This is a genomic window from Haloechinothrix alba (genome assembly GCF_900188115.1).
Taxonomy (GTDB): domain Bacteria; phylum Actinomycetota; class Actinomycetes; order Mycobacteriales; family Pseudonocardiaceae; genus Haloechinothrix; species Haloechinothrix alba.
Genome location: NZ_FZNW01000013.1, coordinates 124,389 through 138,093 on the forward strand (window position 1 = coordinate 124,389; position 13,705 = coordinate 138,093).

Genomic DNA, 13,705 nt, shown 5'->3' on the forward strand with positions numbered 1-13,705 from the left:
CATGACAACAGTCAGCGACCGGTCCGCCGATTCCCGAGACGCCCGGCCGGCGACGGAAGGTGCGCAACAAGGGTACCTCGAGGAAATCGCACTGGTCACGAGCTGGACCGCACGTACGATCGTCGAGCTCCCCAAGGCGCTGCGATTTCCTACCGAGATCATACGCCAGTGCGCGATCATGATCCTGTCGAGCTCGGTCGTCGTCTGGATGCTGGTGTTCACCGGCGGTGTCATGGTGGCCGAGGTCAGCCACTACTTCCTGGAGACGATCGGCGCCCAGGCCTACATCGGATTCGTCACTGCAGCCGCGACACTCAAGGGAACCTCGTGTGTCTTCTTCGGATACATCATCGCGGCCAAGGTCGGTTGCGGGATCGTGGCGGAACTCGGCGCGATGCGGATCAACGAGGAGATCGACGCCATGGAAGTCATGGGCGTACCGTCCAGGACCTTCCTGGTCGGTACGCGTGTGTGGGCGTCCGTCATCGCGTTTCCGTTCCTGTTCGTCACCGGCTTCTCCTGGGCGTTCGTCGGCAGCTACGTAACGAATGTGATCATACTGAAAACCGTCTCCGTAGGTGGCTACAATTCGGTTTTCTGGGCGTTCACGACCCCCGGGGACATGTTCATTCGATCGATGCTCTGGGCGATGATTACTGCGCTGCTCGCCATCATTATCGCTTGCTACTACGGATACACCGCGAGCGGTGGTCCCGTGGGTGTGGGTGAGAATACTGCACGATCCATGGCATTCAACTTCGTCATGGTCAACTTGCTCGGGGCGGGAGCCATGTTCCAGTTGTTCTACGGAACAAATGTGGTAATCCCTATCGGGAACTAGAAAGCATCCAGGGAGCGCTGGGAGGTTGTTATGCCCGATGCGGTGAGCAGTGTCGGAGAGGCGTATCCGGCCGTGCCGCCGGACGCCGGCGAGAGGTCGCCGGGGGACGGCGTCGCCACGGGAACGAACGGGCACGCCGTCGAGGTCATCGATCTGCACAAGTCATTCGGCAGCTTTGACGTGCTGCGCGGCTTGAACATCGATTTCGTCGACAACGCCGTGACGACGATTCTGGGTCCGTCGGGCACGGGTAAGAGTGTGCTTCTCAAGCATATGGTCGGTCTTCTGGAGCCGGACCGCGGAGAGGTCAATGTATTCGGGAACAATATATGGTCGCTGAGCGAGAATGAGCGGTCGGATATGCGGAAGCGGTTCGGTGTGCTGTTCCAGGACGGCGCGCTGTTCGGCTCGATGGACATATTCGACAATGTCGCGTTCCCGCTTCGGAAAAATACAGAGATGCGGGAATCGGAGATTCGCGAGATCGTGACGAATCGGCTCGCGGAAGTGGGCCTGAGTGGCGCTGCCACAAAACGCCCGAACGAGATATCCGGAGGTATGAAGAAGCGCGCGGGATTCGCCCGCGCGCTGGTTATGCGTCCGGACATACTTCTCTTCGACGAGCCGGACTCCGGTCTCGACCCGGTGAGAACCAGCTTGTTGTGCGATCTCATCGTCGAGATGCACCGGGAGCACCGTGGCACGTACGTGGTCGTCACCCACGACATCAACACGACACGGCGGGTCAGCGACTACGTGGGCGTGTTGTGGCAGGGCAGGCTCGTGTACTACGGACCGATGGAAGAGGCGATGGCGTCCGAAGATCCGTTCGTGCGGCAGTTTCTGTCCGGTGATTCGGTCGGCCCGTTGGGAATGGAATGACATGTGGAAACGATCCCTGCTGATAGGCGGAGTGCTGGTCGTCGTGCTCGGGGGCGTGGCTGCGACGTCGCTGGCGTCCGAGGACGACTACGAGGTCGACTTCGTCGTGCCGTCGGCAGCGCAGCTGCTCGAGGGCTCATTCGTGTGGATCGACGGGCAGGAGGCCGGCGAGGTGCGCGACCTCGAGGTTCGTGACGGAAAGGCCATCGTCACGGCCGCGTTCGACGCGGCCCACGCACCGCTGCACGAGGGAACGTCGGCGAGGGTCGAGTGGCAGTCCGTGCTCGGCGAGCGGATCTTCAGTGTCGATCCGGGGCCGGCCGACAACGCGGAGATTCCCTCCGGTGCCATGTACGAGGGGGAGGTCACGCAGATCGAGGTGGATCAGGTCCTCGCGGCGCTGGACGAGCAGACACGGGAGGAACTGACGTCGTTGCTGCGTGGGCTGAACCGCACGGTGGACGGCAATGAGGACGATCTCCAGGCGACTCTGGCCGAGGCCGGACCGGCGGTGCGGGCACTCGGTGAGGTGCTCGACGCGGTAGGGCAGGACGGGCCCGCGATCCGGCGGCTGGTGCAGCAGCTCGAGGACATGGTCGGGGTGCTGGCCGAACAGCACGGCGACGTCTCCGGTGTGGTGGAGAACCTTACCGGGACCACGGGCCGGCTGGCAGAGCAGCGGGATAACGTCGCGGAGGGACTCGGCGAGCTCCCCGATACTCTCGACGCCGCACGCGAGACGCTCGACGACGTCCCTGAAGCGGTGGACGCGGCGGTCCCGTTGCTCGAGGACTTCGGCCCGGCGAGCGAGCGGCTCACGTCGGTGTCGCGCAACCTGAGTCCGGTGCTGTCGGACCTGCGACCGACCGTCGCGGAACTGCGCCCGACGCTGGAGGCGACGCAGGTGCTGCTGGATCACACGCCGGGCCTGCTCGACTCGGCGCACGGTGTGCTCCCGCAGGTGGCACGCACGATGAACAAGCTGCATCCCGCGGTGGCGCACCTGCGCCCGTACTTGCCGGAGGCGGTCGGCTGGATCAACAACTGGGGACGTGACTACGCCTCCTACGACTCGCAGGGCCATGTGTGGCTGGGCGGGCTGGCGCAGGCGGGACTCGCCGCGATGAACGATCAGCCGCCCGGGGGCACGCCTCCGATGTCGATCGAGGAGCCCCCACCCGGCGAGGTGGTCGACCAGCCGTGGACCGATGCGCACGGAAGTGAGATGCGATGAGGACGATGCGATCACGGGGTGTCCGTATCGCGGCGATGGTTGCCGCTGCCGGTCTGGTGGTAGTGCTGGCCACGGCGGGCATGTCCGATGACACGGATGACGTGACCATCACCGCGTGGTTCGAGGATGCCAGCCCGATGGTGCCCGGTAACGAGATCAAGGCGTCCGGGGTCACGGTGGGTGAGATCGAATCCATCCAGCTCGAGGACGACCGGGCCAAGGTGACGATGAGCGTGGACCGCGCGGTCCTGCCGCTCTACCGGGACGCCCGGGTCACCATCACGTTGAAGGACCTGTTCGGGGAACGCTACATCAAGCTGGAGCGTGGTTCGGGCCCCGAACCACTTGCTGACGACTCGCTCGTGCTGTCCGAGGACAACACCGGCCGCGTGGTCGACCTGCAGGACATCCTCAACGAGGTCGATGACCCGACGGGAACAGCGCTCGCCGCCCTTGTGACGACTCTGGGAGAATCCGCGAACGGTCGCGGCGAGCAGATCGCGGACGGCATCGCGGCGCTCGAACCGGCCATGCGGCAGGCGGACGAGCTCGCCGCGATTCTCGGGGAGCACAACAAGCTACTGACGGATCTCGTCGACAGCGTCCAGCCCGCCGTCTCGGCGCTGGCGGATGGCCGTGGCGAAACGCTGGACCGGCTGGTGGACTCGACGGAGCTGACGCTGTCCACGGTCGCGCGGCGCGGCGAGGAGACGCGAGCGGCGCTCGATCGGCTGCCGGGGACTTTGGCGGACGCGCAACGGACGCTGGCACGGGTCGCCGGGGTGTCCGAGGACGCGACGCCGACGTTGGCGGATCTGCGGCCGGTGACCGGTGACCTCAACGACGTCGCCGGCGAGCTCCACCGCTTCGCCGATGCCGTCGATCCCGCGCTGGCGTCGCTAACGCCGGTTCTCGAGCGGGCCGAGGTGATGCTGGACGAGGCCGAGCCGTTGCTCGACTCCCTGCAGCCTGCCGGCGAGGACCTGCGTGGTGTGGCAGCGCACGGCAGGACGCTCATGGAGGAGGCGCTCAGCAAGCGGCTCGACAACCTCATGGAGTTCATCCGGGGCTGGTCGCTGAGCACCTCAGGCTACGACGGGCTCAGTCACTACTTCCGCGCCGCCGTGGTCTCCTCGCCCCGGGGTCTGGCAGCCACGGGTCTGGGCGGGATCCCGGGCGCGCCGGAGGCCGAGGATGCGGTACCGGACGTGCCCCTACCCGGGGCTACGCTGCCAGCTCCGATCGGCCCGGAAGACAGTGACGGAGGCGGGGAAAACGGAGCGGATGCGTCGCCGGACGGTGACGTGACCGGTCTGACGGAGGAACAGGAACAGTCCATGCTCGGCCAGCTGCTCGGAGGTCAGTAGCGATGGGTCCACGAGAGTCGAGAAGTGTTGCGACAACGGTCCTCATGGGCATCGCCGGTCTGGCCGGAATCGGGCTCGTCCTCTACATTGCCGGTACGGCCCACACGGGGTTGCCGTGGCAGAGCAGCACCGTCGTGCAGGCCGAGTTCACCGATACGGACAGCCTGGCGGAAGGTAACGAGGTCCGGCGCAACAGCGTGCGGATCGGCAAGGTCGCCGATATCGAGTACGAGGACGGCACTGCCGTGGTGACGATGCGGCTGGACGGGGAGGTCGACCTCTACGCGGACGCTACGGCCGAGGTATGGGACTTCTCGGTTCTCGCGGCCAAGTTCGTCGAGCTCTCGCCAGGAAGCCCGGAAGCCGGCGAGCTGAACGGCGACCGTATCGCGGCAGAGCAGACGACAGACTCCGCCGATCTCTACGAGCTCTTCGAGGTGCTCGACGAGCCGAGCCGGGAAGGAGCCACCAGCGCGATCCGCGAGCTGGGCAGTGGCGCGGCGGGTCGGAGTCGCGACCTGCAGCACTTCGTGCAGTCCTTCCCCGGAATACTGGCCGATACCGGGGAGATCTCCAGCGCGCTGGCGGCCGACGCCGCCGACCTGCCGGCACTGCTCCGCAGCGCCGAGCAGGTGGCGTCCCGGTTCGCGGGGCGCGAGGAGCAGATCGCGGGCGCACTGGAACAGTCGGATGCCACGCTGCGGGCACTCGCGGCCGACGGTGGCGAGCCGCTGGCGGAGTCACTGCAGCGCCTTCCGGGGACGCTGGACAGTACGCGGACGGCATTTCAGTCGCTCGACGCGCCGCTCGAGGATACCGAGGCGGCTTTCGACGAGCTGCGAACCGGTGCGCGGGCACTGTCCGAGGCCGAGGAGGACCTTCGCGGTGTGCTGCGGGAGTCCGTCGAACCGTTCGGCAAGGTACCGGATGTGGCAGAGCAGGCGACGCCGGCCGTGAACGAGCTGACGGGGACGTTCGCCGACGCCCGGCCCCTGGCGCCGCAGGTCCGGCGTGCGCTTGACGACCTGGAAACGCCGATGAGTGTGCTGGCGCCCTACGCCCCCGAGATGGGTACGTTCTTCGTGCGCGGGCACAGCTGGACGTCGGAGAACGTCGACGGGGTGCATTACGCGCGGCTGGGTATCGCTTCCCCGGTGATCCGTACGGTGGGCGGCTTGCTCGGCCCGGGCGCAGTCGAGCAGGACGTCTACCCGGAACCGGGCGAGGCCGATCATCACAGGGCCGAGAATCTCGTGGGAGGTGTGCGATGAAGACTCTCCGACGCGTTGCCGCGCGCGTGCCGAAGCCGGTCAACGGGGTGTCGCGCTCGACTGCCGGCCTGCTCATCCTCGTGCTGTTCTTCGCGTTCGTTGCCGCGCTGTACAACAAGGAGCGCATCACGAACACGGTCGCCGGGATGTTCGCGGACACCACACGGGTACAAGCGGAGTTCTCCCGTGACTACCAGCTGCGCGATCACAAGAGTGACGTGAAGTTGGGTGGCGTGATCGTCGGCTCCGCGATCGGCGGTGAGCCCTCTGACGGCGGGTCGTGGATCGTCACGATGCAGATCGACAGCGAGGCGGCGGACAAGCTGGGGAGTAGCCCGTCCGCGAGCGTCCGCCCCACGTTGCTGCTCGGCGGTAACTACTATGTCGAGCTCCGGCCGGGCGGCGGCGGTGAGTTCGACGGCGAGACGATCCCGCAGGAGCGGACGAGCGTGCCGGTCGAGCTCGAACACGTGCTGGCCGCGGTCGGCAGCGAGGAGGCCAAGGAAGGCATCCGGGCCTCGGTGGGCCAGCTCGACGGGGTACTGCGCCAGGGAGGTGCCGACGCGCTGGAGAACCTGCTCGAGACTGCACCGGACGTGCTGCCGGCCACCGGCGACGTGCTGGAGGCCACCCGTGGCACCAGACCGGCACGCGACCTTCCCGAACTGGTCGCCGGCTTCCAGTCGGCAGCCGATGCCCTGACACAGCGGGAGGGTCAGCTCGGCGAGATCCTGACCTCACTCGAGGCCAGCACGGCAGCACTCGACGAGGGAAGCGCCCCTCTCGCCGAGGCCGCATCCACCCTTCCCGATACCCTGCGGACCACCCGTGCCGGTCTCCGTGACCTGCAACCTACCGTGGACCAGCTGATCTCGACGGCGGAGAGCGCCCGTCCCAGCGTCCGGGAGCTGGACGGCCTGCTGGCCGAGCTGGATCCCGTACTGGAACGCACCCGGCCGTTCCTCGAGAACCTGCGCCCCCTGCTCGACCAGGCCCGCCCGGTCGTCGAGCAGCTGGTGCCGGTCTCGGACGAGTCGACCCGGGTACTGCGCGATGTCGAGGGGCCGGTGCTGGATCGGCTCGAGGGGCCGATATCCGACACCGTGCTGTCGCCGTGGGAAGGCAGCGGCCGGTATGCCGGCGGCGGGTCGAGCGGGAACCCACTGTACGAGGAGCTCGGCTACCTGGCCAGCCGTGGTGCCGACGCGCTGTCCTGGAACGACGGGTCCGGCGGGCACTCGCGCCTGTCCGCGGGAATCGCGGCGAACTCGGTGGGCGGTAGTGGCACGCCGAAGAGCCTGCAGCAGTACCTGGCGACGCTCGGGCTGGCCTCGCCCGGCCCGCATCAGAACGACGGTGACCCGCTGGCGACACCGTCCCTGCCAACGGAGGGAGGAGGTTCGCGGTGAGGAGAAAGCACCTCTCCCTGCGCCGTAGCTGGGAGCGCATGCGGACGGTACCCGGTCTCGGGCGCAACACACTGGTCGTCGCCGCGCTTGTCCTGCTCGGCCTGACCGCGGCGACGGTGAACCTCTACAAGGCCCATTTCGTCCCGCCCTGGGAGGAGCGGTACACCTTCGCGGCCGAGTTCGAGAACGTCACCGGGGTCAACCCGGATACCAAACATCAGGTGACGATCGCGGGCGTCGAGGTCGGCCAGATCGTCGACTGGGAGGTGACCGAGAGTGGTACCGCGGTGCTCGAGTTCAGCCTCGAGCAAGGGCACGTGATCCACGACGACGCCCGGGCGGTCATGCGGACAGTGAACCCGCTCAACCAGATGTATGTCGAGATCGACCCCGGCGGTTCGCCCGCGGAACCACTACCCGAGGGTGGCACGCTACCGAGTAGCCAGACGGAACGGGCGATACAGCCCGACGAGGTGCTGGACCATCTGGACGAGCGATCCCAGCGGTCGATCAACGCGTTGCTCCGCGAGTCCGATGTGGCCCTGGCGCGGGCTCCGGAGCAGCTACCCGGCGGGCTGGAAGCCACCGAGAACACCTTCACCGGGCTCCGGCCAGTGATGGAGGCGCTGCAAACGCGGAGCGACAAGCTCAGCGAGCTCATGACGGGGCTGTCCCGGATCGCCTCGGCCGCCGGCGACAATCACGAGCGAGCCACGAGTCTCGCCGACTCCGCCCAGGAGACGCTGGGGATCCTGGAAGACAATGACGCCGATCTCCGAGCGACGCTCGAGGAGTTACCGGGACTCAACGACGAGCTCCGGCGCACGCTGTCCGGGACCCAGGACCTGACCGAACAGCTGGACCCCGTGCTGGCGGACGTCGATGCCGCCGCGGAGTCACTGCCGGACGCGCTGAGCCGGCTCGGTTCGACGACGAGGCAGATCGGGAGGACGGTCGAGGAGGCAAGCCCGGTCGTGGAGAAGGCCAGGCCCGTGGTGGCGAGCCTGAGTCCCCTTGTCGACGACGTCGACCACGCGCTCGACGACGCCGGCCCGGTTACCGAGGGGCTCGACCACGACACGGAGGTGGTCACCTCGTACCTGACGGACCTGCAGGCATTCGTCTACAACACCTCGTCGGTGTTCAGCACGACCGACGCGCGGGGCACGATCATCCGCGGCCACGCGGTGGCCCCGCTGCCCGATGGCGGCTCGCTTCCCGGCAGCCGGGGTGGGTACGCCCCGAATCCCGAAGAGAGCGGAACCGGCGGGGCCGACGAGACATCCGAGGGAGGCCGATGATGAGTATCCGGATGCGTTCCACTCCGGCCATTCGCCTGATGACCGTTCTCGGTTTCGTGGTGGCGGGGATCATCATCGCGCTGTACCTGCTGTCCGGGTCGCACCTGCGTATTCCGCTGCTCAACGAACCACACGTCTACGAGGTCTCCGCACAGCTGGAAGACGCGGACAATCTGGTTCGGGGCGGCCAGGTACGTATCGCAGGCGTGCAGGTGGGCGATGTGCAAGCCATCGAGCAGCATCACGACCACGTCGAGGCGGTGATGTCGCTCTACTCCGAGCACGTACCGTTGCACGAGGGAGCGACCGTCCGTGTCGGCGCGCGGTCGCTGGTGGAGGAGAGCTATCTCGAGGTGCGCGACGGGGACGGCGAGCCCATCGAGTCGGGTACGACGTTGCCGCGCGAGGCGACGCAACACAGCACCCAGCTGCGGGACGTGCTGGACAGCCTGGACCCCGAGACCCGCGATGCCATGAGCAGCCTGATGCAGTCGGCAGGCGAAGGCACCGAGGGAACCAGCGAGGATTTCGCGGATACCCTGGCAGGGCTCGGCGATCTGGGGCGTGACGGGCACACTGCGCTGGACGCGATCGCCGCCCAGTCCGAGGATCTGACCGCCCTTGCGGGGCACACCGAGACGCTACTGTCGGCGCTGGATACGAGTGAGGGCGCGATCGCGAGGATGGTCGAGAACACCGACCGCCTCACCGCGGCGACCTCGGCGCAGAGCGAGGCGATCTCCGGGACGATGCGAAAGCTTCCCGGTGTGCTGGCGAGCGCGGATAGTGCGGGTGACAGTCTCACCGAGCTGTCGGGGTCGCTGGCCCCGGTGGCGGCCAACCTGAGCGAGGCGGCACCACACCTCAGCGACGCGCTCGCCGAGCTGCCCGCCACCAGCGCGGACCTTCGCGGGCTGCTGCCCTCGCTGTCCGGCACCCTCGACAAGGCACCGCCGACGCTGGAACGCCTGCCGCGATTCTCCGGCGACATGGCCGAACTGATTCCCGAATCCATCGCGATGTTGCGCGACGTGAACCCGATGCTGGCCTATCTCGAGCCGTACGGTCCGGAGATCGCCGCATGGTTCGCCAACTTCAACGCCATCTCGCGGTACACCGACGAAGCAGGCGTCCACTACTTCCGGCTCATGCCGATCCTGAACGACATGTCGGTGGTGTCGCCGCTGGAGACCGGGGAGGTGCTTTCGTACAAGAACCCGATACCCGAGCCCGGCGCCGGCGCGGACCCGGGGTCGTTCGACCGTGAGTACCCGAAGGTGGAACGCGACCCCGACCCGCGTGAGGAACCGGATTCGGAATGAGACGGCTCCGGTCCGGTCTCGGTGCCGTGCGGCGGGCCGGTACAGCGTGCCGGGTCGCCGCCGCACGGTTCCGCCCGGCGGGCCGACCGGGGAGGTTGCGCCGGACGGTGTCCAGGGGCTGGCGATCCTGCCGTGCGTGGCTGTCGCTCCGCCGCGTGCTTGCTGCCGGGCTCGCGGTAGGCATCGTGCTTGCCACCGTAGCGGGCCTGTCCCGGCTGACGACCGGGACAGGCCCGGAGTCGTTCGTCCCCGCAGATGACCGGTCGCTCGAACTGCTCGACGAGGCCGCCAGCTCGTTCGGGGGCGACCCGATCGTGGTGATAGCCGAATCGGACGGGCCTCGCGAGCTTCTCTCCGCCGGGCAGCTGCCCGTGCTCATGAGACTCGAAGGCGCGCTTGCCGACCTCGATGACGTGTCCGTTGTGTACGGCCCGGCGACGATCCTGAACCAGATCGCGGCCTCGGCGCAGAACATGCTGGCATCGCTGTCCGGAAATCGCGACGCCCTGCGGCAGGACGCTCGGGAAGAGGCATTGAGCGAGGGGTTGTCCGAGAACGCGGCAGCCGAGCGGGCTGAGGAGGCTGTCGCGGAGTTCGACAACCGCTACGGCGGGCTGCTGGTGCAGGGCTTGCCTGCCGGACTACCCACGGTGCACAACCCGGACTTCGTCGAGCAGGTCATCTTCGGCGACGGTGACACACCGAAACCGCGATGGGACTTCGTGGTGCCACGGGAGGACGCCGTAAGCATCCTCGTGCGCCCGAGGGAGGGGCTCGATCAGGCAGGAACCGAGGAGCTTCTCCGGCGTGTGCGTGCCGAAGTGGACGCCGCCGAGCTGGCGACCGAACGTGTCACGGTCACGGGCGTACCGGCCGTGACGGGTGGTCTCGGGGAACGGATCCGGCGAGAGGTTCCCTTGCTCGGCGCTGCCGCGATCCTGGCCATCGGTGCGAGCTACCTACTCGTGCCATGGTTACCGTCACGGCGACGGCGGCTGGTGCCGATCGCCGTGACGCTGAGTGCCACGGCGATGGTGCTCGCCGGGTTCGGCTGGCTCGACCGGCCGCTCTCCTTGGGGGTCATCGCGTTCCTGCCGATCCTGGTAGGTATCGCGAGCGACTTTCCCGCGTACCTGGAACGGCGGACGGACAGGCGGCGGGCCGTCGTCGTGGCGCTGGCCAGCGCGGCGGCGTTCGGTTCCCTGGCAGCCACCCCGCTACCGTTCGTCCGCGAGCTGGGTGTGGCGCTGGCCGCGGGGCAACTGGTCGCCCTCGCGCTGGCGCTGGCCATCCAGCGAACCCGCAGCGCCCGACGCGGGCGAAGCGCCGTTGCGGGTGCTGCCGGCTCCGTCGACGCCGCGGCACGTGACGAACGCGGCGCCGTTGGTGATGACGGCTCCGCCGGTGTTCCGGTCAGCGGGAACACCGGCAGCGGGAAAGCAGGGAGCCGGCTGGGGCTGCCGCTGCGAGTGAGTGTATTCGTGCTGCTCGCGGTGCTGGCCGCGGCGGGCTGGTCGGCGCTGCGGCCCCTCGATGTCGAAGCGCGACCGGACGCGCTCGCCGAGGGGCTGCCCGCCATGGAGCACGCCGGTCACGCGGAAGAGGTCCTGGGAGCCTCCGGGGAGGTTCAGGTGCTGGTTCGTGGCGACAACGTGCTGGACCCGGACGTGCTCGCGTGGATGCGCGCGGCACAGGACGCGATCGTTGTCCAGCATGGTGGGGAGCTCACACCGATCCTGACGCCACCGGGGCTGCTCGAGTTCCTGGGGCGGGAACCGACGGCCGAACAGGTGCGGTCCGGGATGCGTCTCATGCCGGAGTACCTCACGCGTGCGGTCGTACGCAGCGATGAGCGTTTCGCTGCTATGAGCTTCCAGCTGGGACTGCAAGACCTGGCAACGCAACAGGAGTTGCTCGAGGACGTCCGTGCCGGCATCCCCGAGCCGCCGGAGGGTGTCGAAGCGGACCTCGTGGGACTGCCGGTAACCGCGGCACGGGCGTATGAGCTGATGACCGACAACCGGTACGTGACCAATGGGCTCGGCGTGCTCGGTGCGGGTGTCGTACTGCTGGTGGGCCTGCGCCGTCGTGGCGACGCGATCCGCGCTGTCGCCGCCGCGATGCTGGCTACCGGTTGGGGCCTGGCGGGACTCTGGGCGCTCGATATCGGCATGACCCCGCTGACCATGGTGCTCGGCTCTCTCACCACGGCCGTCGCGTGCGAGTACACGGTCATGCTGGGCGACCGGACCGGCAACGGCACACGCTCCCTGGCGCGCACGGTCGCGGTGGCGGCCTTGTCGGCGTCACTGGGCTACTTTGCGCTGACCCTGTCGGGGCTGGCGGTACTGAGGGAGTTCGGAGTGGTACTGGCCGGAGCGGTCGTGCTGTCCTTCGTCGCAGCGCACGTGGTACGAGGCTTGTTCACGGGGCGTAGGCGGCAGGACAGCCGGCTCGCCGGGGCCTCCCGGACCAGAGCCGAGCGCGTCCGCGTGTGACGCGCGGGAAGGAGTCGAGGGTATGAAGCGAGCCATTCGTAGTGTCCTCGCCGCCGGGAGGGCTGCCGCGACGGGCGCGGCAGCCGCGCTGGCGAGACTCGTGCCCGGCACCCCGCGAGCACGTGCCGTCGCCGTGGTCGCCGCGGCGGTCGTCGTGGCGGGTGGTGCAGCTCCCTTCGCGATCGAGCGCCTGACCGGTCTTCCCGATGATGCCGCATTCCGGATCGGCGATGTCGTCGTGACCGAGAGCGAACTCGACAAGCGTGTGGACTCCCTCGAGGCCCTCTACGGAATCCGGCGTCCGGCTGACGGCGACGATCAGGTGGATACGTTCCGGCGGGACTCGGCGAAGGCGATGGTCGTCAGCATGATCCTGGAGAACGCCGCGCGTGATCGCGGTATCGAGGTTTCCGACAAGACTGCACGCGATCGACTCGACGACATGGTCGAGAAGCAGATGGGCGAGGGCGGCCGGGCGGCATTCATCGACCTGCTCGGTAACGCGGGTGCCTCCGAGGAGGACGTTCTCGACGAGATCAAACGCCAGGAGATCACCTCGCGCCTCATGGACGAGGTTACCGCGGATGCCGAGGACCTCACCGAGGACGAGGTCCGGGAGGCATTCACGGAGCGTCGAGACGAGATGGTCGCACCACAACAGCGCCGGTTGCGCAATATCGTGGTCGGCACCGAAAGCGAGGCGCGCGAGCTGATGGACCGCCTCGCGGACGGCGAGGATTTCGCCGCACTGGCGCGGCGCCACTCTCTCGACGCGAGTACCCGCGAACAGGACGGTGACCTCGGACTCGTGGCGCGGCGGCAGGTGGACGAGCGCTACGGTGAGGTCGCGTTCACCGCGGCGGAAGGTGACACGTTCGGCCCCGTGGAAACCGAGCACGGCTGGAATGTCGGATACGTGGTAGAGGTCGTGGACGAGCGCGAGCTGACATTCGAGGAAGTACGGGAAGAGCTACGGCAGGCACTGGAATCGGAACGGGAGCTCGCGATCTGGCGGGAATGGCTCGGCGAGCGCATCCGTGAGGCCGACGTCGATTACGCCGACGCCTACCGCCCGGCGGAACCGGACGCACCACCGACCGGTCCCGGAGAACCCGGGGGGACGGGTGATGGAGACGAGAAAGGTAGCGCGCCGCGATGACGATGTCGATCCTGTTGTTGCTGCTAGCGATCATCTCCTTCGCGTTCGGTACATGGGGTCGGCGGCACGCGGCGACGCTGGTCTCACGGTCGTTGCCGGACAAGGGGAAACATTCCCGGGAAAAGTCGCTACGAAGGGGGAGCGCCGCGTTCCGGATCACCGGCGTACTGTGGTTCCTGCTCGCGATCGTGCACGTGATGATGTACTACTGACGCTCGGGCAGCCTTCACGCCGGTAACATGGTCGTCACGCACGACTGAAGGACCGAATGTTCAGTGTTCTCGCCAATGACGTGGTGATATCGCGGACTTACGATGTGACCATGCGCTGTTCCATCCTCCGCGTACGCTGAGGTGAGCAGGGGTACGGCGGAAGGCGCGACTGCCGGGCGGGATTCCCGTCCTGGCGGTCTCGCACGGGA

The 13,705-nt window shown here is 67.7% G+C and carries 11 protein-coding genes; all 11 read left to right on the top strand.

Annotated elements, in window-relative coordinates:
* Position 1: 1 nt before the first annotated feature.
* The 11 genes from CHB84_RS14115 to CHB84_RS14165 are packed head-to-tail and all read left to right on the top strand — an operon-like array spanning position 2 to position 13,496.
* Positions 2-841, top strand: coding sequence for an ABC transporter permease (locus CHB84_RS14115; RefSeq protein ID WP_089302061.1), 840 nt, complete (start codon positions 2-4; stop codon positions 839-841).
* A gap of 30 nt (positions 842-871) precedes the next feature.
* Positions 872-1,723, top strand: coding sequence for an ABC transporter ATP-binding protein (locus CHB84_RS14120; RefSeq protein ID WP_089302062.1), 852 nt, complete (start codon positions 872-874; stop codon positions 1,721-1,723).
* 1 nt (position 1,724) lies between these two features.
* Positions 1,725-2,957, top strand: coding sequence for an MlaD family protein (locus CHB84_RS14125; RefSeq protein WP_089302063.1), 1,233 nt, complete (start codon positions 1,725-1,727; stop codon positions 2,955-2,957).
* Between the two features lie 5 nt (positions 2,958-2,962).
* Positions 2,963-4,324, top strand: coding sequence for an MlaD family protein (locus tag CHB84_RS22945; RefSeq protein ID WP_176439961.1), 1,362 nt, complete (start codon positions 2,963-2,965; stop codon positions 4,322-4,324).
* 44 nt (positions 4,325-4,368) lie between these two features.
* Positions 4,369-5,595, top strand: a complete 1,227-nt coding sequence (locus tag CHB84_RS14135) for an MCE family protein (RefSeq protein WP_217898556.1) — start codon at positions 4,369-4,371, stop codon at positions 5,593-5,595.
* Positions 5,592-7,004, top strand: a complete 1,413-nt coding sequence (locus tag CHB84_RS14140) for an MlaD family protein (protein WP_141134692.1) — start codon at positions 5,592-5,594, stop codon at positions 7,002-7,004. The genes CHB84_RS14135 and CHB84_RS14140 overlap by 4 nt, the downstream gene beginning before the upstream one ends.
* Entirely contained in the window at positions 7,001-8,305 is a 1,305-nt protein-coding gene (locus tag CHB84_RS14145) for an MlaD family protein (protein WP_141134693.1), read from the top strand. The genes CHB84_RS14140 and CHB84_RS14145 overlap by 4 nt, the downstream gene beginning before the upstream one ends.
* Positions 8,305-9,627, top strand: a complete 1,323-nt coding sequence (locus CHB84_RS14150; RefSeq protein ID WP_217898557.1) for an MlaD family protein — start codon at positions 8,305-8,307, stop codon at positions 9,625-9,627. Before CHB84_RS14145 ends, CHB84_RS14150 begins: the two co-directional genes overlap by 1 nt.
* Positions 9,624-12,125 (top strand): RND transporter family protein, encoded by a 2,502-nt coding sequence (locus CHB84_RS14155; RefSeq protein ID WP_176439962.1) that lies wholly within the window; start codon positions 9,624-9,626, stop codon positions 12,123-12,125. Before CHB84_RS14150 ends, CHB84_RS14155 begins: the two co-directional genes overlap by 4 nt.
* A gap of 22 nt (positions 12,126-12,147) precedes the next feature.
* Positions 12,148-13,284 carry a peptidylprolyl isomerase gene (locus CHB84_RS14160; protein ID WP_089302069.1) on the top strand — a complete coding sequence of 379 codons (1,137 nt, stop codon included), beginning with the start codon at positions 12,148-12,150 and terminating at the stop codon, positions 13,282-13,284.
* Positions 13,281-13,496 (top strand): hypothetical protein, encoded by a 216-nt coding sequence (locus CHB84_RS14165; protein ID WP_089302070.1) that lies wholly within the window; start codon positions 13,281-13,283, stop codon positions 13,494-13,496. Before CHB84_RS14160 ends, CHB84_RS14165 begins: the two co-directional genes overlap by 4 nt.
* Positions 13,497-13,705 lie beyond the last annotated feature (209 nt).

Excerpts from the sequence above, each read along its gene's own strand:
- CHB84_RS14115 (WP_089302061.1), top strand. The coding sequence starts at position 2 with ATGACAACAGTCAGCGACCGGTCCGCCGATTCCCGAGACGCCCGGCCG.
- CHB84_RS14120 (WP_089302062.1), top strand. The coding sequence starts at position 872 with ATGCCCGATGCGGTGAGCAGTGTCGGAGAGGCGTATCCGGCCGTGCCG.
- CHB84_RS14125 (WP_089302063.1), top strand. The coding sequence starts at position 1,725 with ATGTGGAAACGATCCCTGCTGATAGGCGGAGTGCTGGTCGTCGTGCTC.
- CHB84_RS22945 (WP_176439961.1), top strand. The coding sequence starts at position 2,963 with ATGCGATCACGGGGTGTCCGTATCGCGGCGATGGTTGCCGCTGCCGGT.
- CHB84_RS14135 (WP_217898556.1), top strand. The coding sequence starts at position 4,369 with ATGGGCATCGCCGGTCTGGCCGGAATCGGGCTCGTCCTCTACATTGCC.
- CHB84_RS14140 (WP_141134692.1), top strand. The coding sequence starts at position 5,592 with ATGAAGACTCTCCGACGCGTTGCCGCGCGCGTGCCGAAGCCGGTCAAC.
- CHB84_RS14150 (WP_217898557.1), top strand. The coding sequence starts at position 8,305 with ATGAGTATCCGGATGCGTTCCACTCCGGCCATTCGCCTGATGACCGTT.
- CHB84_RS14155 (WP_176439962.1), top strand. The coding sequence starts at position 9,624 with ATGAGACGGCTCCGGTCCGGTCTCGGTGCCGTGCGGCGGGCCGGTACA.
- CHB84_RS14160 (WP_089302069.1), top strand. The coding sequence starts at position 12,148 with ATGAAGCGAGCCATTCGTAGTGTCCTCGCCGCCGGGAGGGCTGCCGCG.
- CHB84_RS14165 (WP_089302070.1), top strand. The coding sequence starts at position 13,281 with ATGACGATGTCGATCCTGTTGTTGCTGCTAGCGATCATCTCCTTCGCG.